Here is a 6,680-nt window from a genome sequence, read left to right on the forward strand (position 1 = left end):
ACTTGATCTTATTCTTCTCCAATATGATACATATGATATACATCTCGTTTATTCATATTCCGGTCCTTTGCCGTCTGCTTTATTGCTTCTTTTGAGCTTAATTCTTTTACCGCCATATAGTGCTTCACATGCTCCTCAACAGACAGCTCTTCCCACCAAGACGCGTTTTCCTGAATTGAAGCCGGTTCTCCTGCTTCAAGGATTAGAACAAATTCACCACGAATCTCTTCCTTTGCTGCCCATTCTATTAATTCCGATGTGGTTCCGCGAATAAATTCTTCATATCTTTTAGTTAATTCACGGCATAATGCAATCTTTCTATTCCCTAATACTTCATGAATTAAACTGAGCGTTTCCTTTAAACGATGTGGTGCTTCATATAGGATCATAGTTGCCGGAATATTTTTCAGCTCCTCCAGCTGCTTACGTTTTTCTTTTTTCTGGCGGTCAAGAAACCCAAAATAGTAAAATGATTTCGTTGATAGGCCCGAAGCAATTAGTGCTGTCAACGCAGCGTTTGCTCCTGGAAGTGGAACTACGGTCAGCTCCTCAGCTACTGCCTCAACAACTAACTCGTAACCAGGGTCTGAGATAGTCGGTAAACCGGCATCACTGATTAGAGCGACCTTTGCCCCTTCCTTCAGGAGGTTTATGATTTTACGGCCACCTGCTTCTTTATTATGCTCATGGTAGCTCATCAGCGGTGTATCAATTTCAAAGTAATGACATAGCTTTTTCGAATTCCGTGTATCCTCCGCAGCAATATAATCAACTTCCTTTAAAATCCTGATTGCACGGTAGCTCATATCCTCCAAATTCCCAATTGGTGTTGGAACCAAATATAAGATCCCCTTCATATTTTCTTCATTAAAGCTTTTTTGCTGCCACATAAGTACCCTCATTTATTAGATAGTTTAGTTTACTCATTCTCCATATAGAATCGTCCTCATCTCAGGTGTATATTCATTATCATCCTGATAAACAATTAATGGAGGTAAAATTTTCAAATCCGGTTTTCCATTCTTAATGGCTTCGATTAATAGCGTATTTGCCTCCTTACCAGCCTTTGGATAGACAAATTGAACTCGCTTTGGTTCCAATTTATATTTTCTCATAAGTGTAATGATATCAATGAGACGGCCTGACCGATGGACAAAGGAAACCTTTCCCCCCTGCCTTACCAGCTGGCTTGCAGAATTAACAGCATCCTCCAACGTGCACAGGATCTCATGACGGGCAATGGCTAAATGCTCATTTTGATTGATTTCCTCCTGTGATGGAGTAATGAAATAAGGCGGGTTGCATGTCACAACATCATACTTCCCATATCCAAGCTCCTTTGGCATTTCCTTAATATCGCCATGAATCATATGTAATCGGTCACTCAATCCATTATATTCAATACTGCGGACGGCCATATTATAGAGGCGCTCCTGAATTTCAACCCCTGTAATTGTACCTTTTGTTCTTAAGCTTAGAAATAAAGGAATCACTCCATTGCCGCTGCATAAATCCAGCAGATTTCCTCTCTGAATGGGGACATATGTGAACCTAGCCAGCAATACAGCATCTAGAGAAAAGGAAAATACAGATGGGCTTTGAATGATTTTCAACTTTTCAGCAAGCAAGTAGTCCAGCCTCTCATCACCTGTTAATTTAACCATGAGTGTTGTTTCCCCCTTTCTTAAAAAATAGCCTTCCCAAATAATTAGGAAGGCTGTCCATTATTTTTTATTTAAAAAGGATAAACAGAAGATACAATCTCCCTCCGTCCGAGGGCTCCCAAATTGAAGGTTACATATGTGAAATCCCTCCTGATAAAGACGGGCAAGGTTATCATATCCTTCTCCAATATCCATAGCTCCAAGATCCGTGGATTCTTTTTTCTCATCCTTCTTACTGCTCTTTTTTAACTTGGTAGTCTCTGTAAGTTCTTCTAGACGGCGTCTAATATGTTCATTTTCCAGCTTCAAAGAGTTATTTTCTTCGAGGATTTCCGCTAAGTGCTGCTTTAACTCACCAAGCTGTTGGTACAAATGACCAATTTGCTTTTCCATATTACTTACTGAATCAAATATTTCTTTTTTATCCACTGGTTCCACCTCATCAGTCTGTGGATTGTACCGGTACAGCACCTTCTTTAATTATTTCATCCAATGTATACTCTAAAACGCGCTCAAGCTTTGGTATTTCTACTTGAAGCACACGTTCAAGGATATTAAGCCCTACTACTTTACCTGAACCTGCAGGAGTTTCAATCCATTGTCCAAGATCAGGCAGTAATTCCTTTGCTGATTCGTATTCATCATTCTCATATTTTAAACAGCACATTAATCTTCCACATAATCCAGATATTTTCGTTGGATTAAGTGATAGATTTTGGTCTTTTGCCATTTTAATAGAAACAGGCTCAAAGTCCCCTAAAAAGGTAGAACAGCAAAGCATTCTGCCGCATGGTCCAATCCCACCCAGCATCTTTGCTTCGTCCCTGACGCCAATTTGGCGAAGTTCAATCCTCGTTCTGAAGATAGCAGCCAAGTCTTTGACAAGTTCACGAAAGTCTACTCTTCCATCTGCCGTAAAATAAAAAATAATTTTATTACGATCAAAAGTATATTCAACATCAACCAGCTTCATATCTAGTTGATGGGTAGTCACTTTTTCACTGCAAATTTCATAAGCTTCTTTTGCAGCAGCACGATTTTCCTCAACAATCATGCGATCCTTTTGATCTGCAATTCGCAATACCTTTTTTAAAGGCAGAACAACATCATTTTCATCCACTTGCTTTGGGCCAATGACTACCTGTCCGTACTCAACGCCCCTTACAGTTTCAACGATAACGAAATTATTCTTAAGAATTGGTAGATCGCCGGGATCAAAATAATATATTTTACCCGCTTTTTTAAAGCGTACGCCAACTACATCATACACCTGTAGATCCCTCCTGCAATCTAAGCACAAGCTCTTCCATTAACAACTGTGGATTCATATTAGCCTGCAGCTTTTTCTTCGCCTCCAATATTATTGACATTTGGCCTGCTAGTCGACGGCTGGAAGTTTGTAAGGCATACTGCTCCAACACACTTGCCTCGCTCACAAAAACAGCCTGCCCTTGCTTCCCAAATTGTATATATAATAAATCCTTAAAAATAAGAAGTAAAAGATCTAATCCACGATCAATTTGTTCTTTATCTTTAAAATGCAAAAACCATTCCTCTTGAAGATACACCATTGCTTCAAGTGAACTTTTCTTAAGCACTTCATATAATTTTACCACTATCTTTTGTGCTTGTGCAAACCATTCATCATTGTTTAGGTCTAAAGCTTCATCCAAATTATTGGTAAGCTGTGCAAGTATAGGTGCCTTATTCTCCTTAACTCCCATCTCAACAAGCTTATGAATCATATGTTCGCTTGATAATGGTCTAAAAGATAAAGTTTGACAACGAGACAAAATGGTTGGCAGCATTCGTTGGACCTGCTCTGTCATTAGAATGGCATAGGTCTCTCGGTAAGGCTCTTCTAGGAATTTCAATAAGCTATTCGCTGCATTTACCGTCATTCGGTCCGCATGTATAATCATATACAGCTTTTGCCTTGATTCGACGCCGGTTTTTGAAAATTCCTCCTGCAGCTCCTGGATCTGATGCTTTTTAATGGACAGTCCATCAGGTTCTACTAAATGAATATCAGGATGATTGCCGTGATTAATTCTTTTACAGTTATTACACTCCTCACAAGGAATGACCCCTGACAATGGAGAAAGACAAAATAAACTTTTTGCCAGGAGAAGGCCCATTTCCCGTTTTCCTGTTCCCTTCATGCCTTCAAATAAATAAGCATGGGCAAGTCGCCTTTTTTCCATACTATTTTTGATCATTTTTAATACGACAGGTTGAATCTCCTCAAGCTCTTGCCATGTTTTTGCCAAAGCTATCACTCACTTACCTATAAATATTGATAGAATTCCAAAAGTCTACTGTATGATACGTTCTATTTCTCTTGCTACGTTCTCAAACACAGTCTCTACTGATTGAGAGGCATCAATCTCAACGATACGATTTGGATACCTTGCACATAGAAGACGATATCCCTCACGAACCTTATGATGGAATTCAAAGCCCTCTAGGTCAAGCCGGTTAATCTCTCTTCCTTTATCACGATTGATCCGCTCCAAACCCATTTCCGGATCAACATCAAAATAGAAGGTTGCGTCAGGCATTAATTTCTCTATTGCAAATTGGTTAATGGCATAAACCTCATCAATTCCTAAGCCTCTAGCGTGACCCTGATAGGCAAGGGAGCTATCAATAAATCGATCACATATCACAATATACCCATTCTCAATAGCCGGTAATACCTTTTCCACTAAATGCTGCCTACGAGCCGCAGCATACAGCAGCGCTTCGGTCCTTGCATCCATCGCTTTATTTTCTTTATCCAAAATTACATTTCTGATTTTCTCAGCAATTTCAATTCCACCGGGCTCTCTTGTACTTAATACAGGGTATCCTTCCGTTTTCAACTTTTCCATTAGCATTTCTATTATTGTTGTTTTGCCGGCTCCCTCTGGACCCTCTATTGTAATAAATACACCTTTTTTCACAATAACCCTCCAACTATTAACTACTTCTTTGTAAAAATCGTCAAGTAACGATCATATACATGCTTTGTACCCTGAAATCTTGCACCTAAATCTATTAATACCTCAATTTGTTCTACAATCTCTAATGTAATAATCTCGCCTGGAAGTAATAACGGAATTCCCGGTGGATAAGGAATAACCTTCTCCGCACAAATTTCACCTATTGCATCGGATAGGAGAACCCTTTTGCTCTGAAGCTGTATCATTTCTTTATAATTAAATACAGATGTAGAGATTATCGGCATATAATCCGCCGTTTTTTCTACTCTATTGATATATCGTACATTCTTTAACGAACGATGTATATCTTCCACAATCTGTTGAAACGGAAAATGACTGTTTTCCTTTAGCAGCGGTAAAACAAGCAATACATTATATGGATCTGCAAGCTCTGTATACACACCTTCCTGTTCGAACAAGGTTTGTAATTCATATCCGCTATATTGACAGGCAGACTGCAGTGTGACTTTTAATAGGTCTCCCTTGTCATCATATTCCATAACCCTTATTCCGTCTAGCTGGTTTAGTCTTTCCTTAAACAGCTTCACCTGATCGTTGAGAAAATGCTGATCTTCGCTTGAATAGGTCCCAAGATAGCTTCTAGCTAGATCAAGAGAAGCCATAATTGGATAGGATGGACTGCTTGACTGGAGAATGTGAAGATACCTTTCCAATAAAGAGATATCGATCCTGTGGCTATTTACGTGTAAAAAAGACCCCATTGTCATCGCAGGCAGTGTTTTATGTGCAGATTGCACAACAATATCTGCCCCAAGCTGGACCGCAGACTTTGGAAAGCTGCCGCCGCTGATAAAATGAGCCCCATGTGCCTCATCAACCAGTACAGGTATATTCCTGCTATGCGCCAGCTTAATAATTTCCTCCAGATTATTTACCATCCCATAATAGTTTGGATAGGTTAGGATAACCGCCTTGGCATCACAATAAACATCCAATGCCTTCTTTATAATCTCAACGGATACGCCTCCTGATACCCCCCATTCTTGGTGATAATCCGGACCAAGAAATACAGCCTTTGCACCAGCTAACTCAATCCCATTCATAACAGATTTATGGCAGTTCCGCTGGACGAGGACAGTATCATTTTCTGTTAATGCCGCCATAATCATGGCCAAATTTCCCACGGTTGACCCATTTACTAAAAAATAGCTCTTTTCAACACAATACAATTGCGAAAGCAGTGTCTCCGCCTCCAGAATGACTCCTTCAGCAGAATGGAGATCATCTAGACCTGCTAGTTCAGTAGCATCTAACCTTAAAAGCTCACGAAAGTATGACTTTGCAAACTCAGGAAAAATAACCCCGTATTTATGTCCGGGAACATGAAGGGAATTAGGATGTTTTTCACTATGTACAACCAGCTGATTATATAAAGGAGTGATTGATTGATTCATTTTCACCATACTCTCAACTATAAATATTTAACACCTAGTAAATTATGCATATATTTACGTTAATTCTGCATTTCTTATTTATTGTACCAAACCGTACAATGCATCTAAAGTAGAACATCATTTAACTACTTTTTCAGCTATAGAACTTTTTAACTTGTTTGATTAGAAAAGATACAATGAGACATACAAACAATTGCAGCACTTTACATACAATATTAATCAGTTAAACTACACAAAAGAATTTTCATAATTTTGTATACAAATAAAAGTAGTTGGGCAGGATATTTGTATGGAGGTGAGTGTAATGGATTCATTAGCACGAGAGCAACTGGAAGAACAATGTGTGATCTGTGATGAACACAAAGGAAAGGGCATACATTTGTACACTTCATTTATTTGCATGGACTGTGAAAGGGATATTATTATCACTGATACGAGCGATCCAAAGTATAAATACTATTTAAGTAAACTTAAAAAAATTACCACACCGGAGATTTTCTCATAATAAAAAAAGAGTACCCATATTCGGATACTCTTTTTTTGCTTGGCGGCGTCCTACTCTCACAGGGGTAAGACCCCAACTACCATCGGCGCTGAGAAGCTTAACTTCCGTGTTC

General features: G+C 39.0%; 8 protein-coding genes and 1 rRNA gene. 1 reads left to right on the forward strand and 8 read right to left on the reverse strand.

What is annotated here, in order from left to right:
- Positions 1 to 8 precede the first annotated feature (8 nt).
- From rsmI to ACHUFV_RS26475, 7 genes are read right to left on the reverse strand one after another with little or no spacing between them, the layout of a single operon-like run.
- Positions 9 to 890 (reverse strand): 16S rRNA (cytidine(1402)-2'-O)-methyltransferase, encoded by an 882-nt coding sequence (rsmI, locus tag ACHUFV_RS26445; RefSeq protein WP_394239432.1) that lies wholly within the window; start codon positions 888 to 890, stop codon positions 9 to 11.
- Between the two features lie 33 nt (positions 891 to 923).
- Positions 924 to 1,664: a tRNA1(Val) (adenine(37)-N6)-methyltransferase gene (locus tag ACHUFV_RS26450; protein WP_394239433.1), complete on the reverse strand. Its 741-nt coding sequence runs from the start codon at positions 1,662 to 1,664 to the stop codon at positions 924 to 926.
- 60 nt (positions 1,665 to 1,724) lie between these two features.
- Positions 1,725 to 2,093, reverse strand: coding sequence for a DNA replication initiation control protein YabA (gene yabA / locus ACHUFV_RS26455; RefSeq protein WP_394239434.1), 369 nt, complete (start codon positions 2,091 to 2,093; stop codon positions 1,725 to 1,727).
- A gap of 13 nt (positions 2,094 to 2,106) precedes the next feature.
- A complete protein-coding gene (locus tag ACHUFV_RS26460) occupies positions 2,107 to 2,934 on the reverse strand; it encodes a PSP1 domain-containing protein (protein WP_394239435.1) in 828 nt (275 codons plus the stop codon).
- The gene (gene holB, locus ACHUFV_RS26465; protein WP_394239436.1) at positions 2,927 to 3,934 is read right to left on the reverse strand and encodes a DNA polymerase III subunit delta'; all 1,008 of its coding nucleotides are present in this window, start codon (positions 3,932 to 3,934) and stop codon (positions 2,927 to 2,929) included. The genes ACHUFV_RS26460 and holB overlap by 8 nt, the downstream gene beginning before the upstream one ends.
- Before the next feature lie 45 nt (positions 3,935 to 3,979).
- A complete protein-coding gene (gene tmk, locus ACHUFV_RS26470; protein WP_394239437.1) occupies positions 3,980 to 4,609 on the reverse strand; it encodes a dTMP kinase in 630 nt (209 codons plus the stop codon).
- Positions 4,610 to 4,629: 20 nt separating this feature from the next.
- Entirely contained in the window at positions 4,630 to 6,063 is a 1,434-nt protein-coding gene (locus tag ACHUFV_RS26475; RefSeq protein ID WP_394239438.1) for an aminotransferase class I/II-fold pyridoxal phosphate-dependent enzyme, read from the reverse strand.
- Between the two features lie 304 nt (positions 6,064 to 6,367).
- On the opposite strand from ACHUFV_RS26475, the gene ACHUFV_RS26480 reads away from it, so the two are divergent.
- Entirely contained in the window at positions 6,368 to 6,568 is a 201-nt protein-coding gene (locus ACHUFV_RS26480) for a sigma factor G inhibitor Gin (RefSeq protein WP_394239439.1), read from the forward strand.
- Between the two features lie 37 nt (positions 6,569 to 6,605).
- Here the strand turns inward: ACHUFV_RS26480 and rrf are convergent.
- Positions 6,606 to 6,680 (reverse strand): 5S ribosomal RNA (gene rrf, locus ACHUFV_RS27460); the annotation flags it as partial.

Source organism: Niallia oryzisoli (genome assembly GCF_043641075.1).
GTDB classification, from domain to species: Bacteria; Bacillota; Bacilli; order Bacillales; family Cytobacillaceae; genus Bacillus_BD; species Bacillus_BD oryzisoli_A.

Excerpts from the sequence above, each read along its gene's own strand:
- ACHUFV_RS26475 (WP_394239438.1), bottom strand. The coding sequence starts at position 6,063 with ATGAATCAATCAATCACTCCTTTATATAATCAGCTGGTTGTACATAGT.
- ACHUFV_RS26450 (WP_394239433.1), bottom strand. The coding sequence starts at position 1,664 with ATGGTTAAATTAACAGGTGATGAGAGGCTGGACTACTTGCTTGCTGAA.
- rsmI (WP_394239432.1), bottom strand. The coding sequence starts at position 890 with ATGTGGCAGCAAAAAAGCTTTAATGAAGAAAATATGAAGGGGATCTTA.
- ACHUFV_RS26480 (WP_394239439.1), top strand. The coding sequence starts at position 6,368 with ATGGATTCATTAGCACGAGAGCAACTGGAAGAACAATGTGTGATCTGT.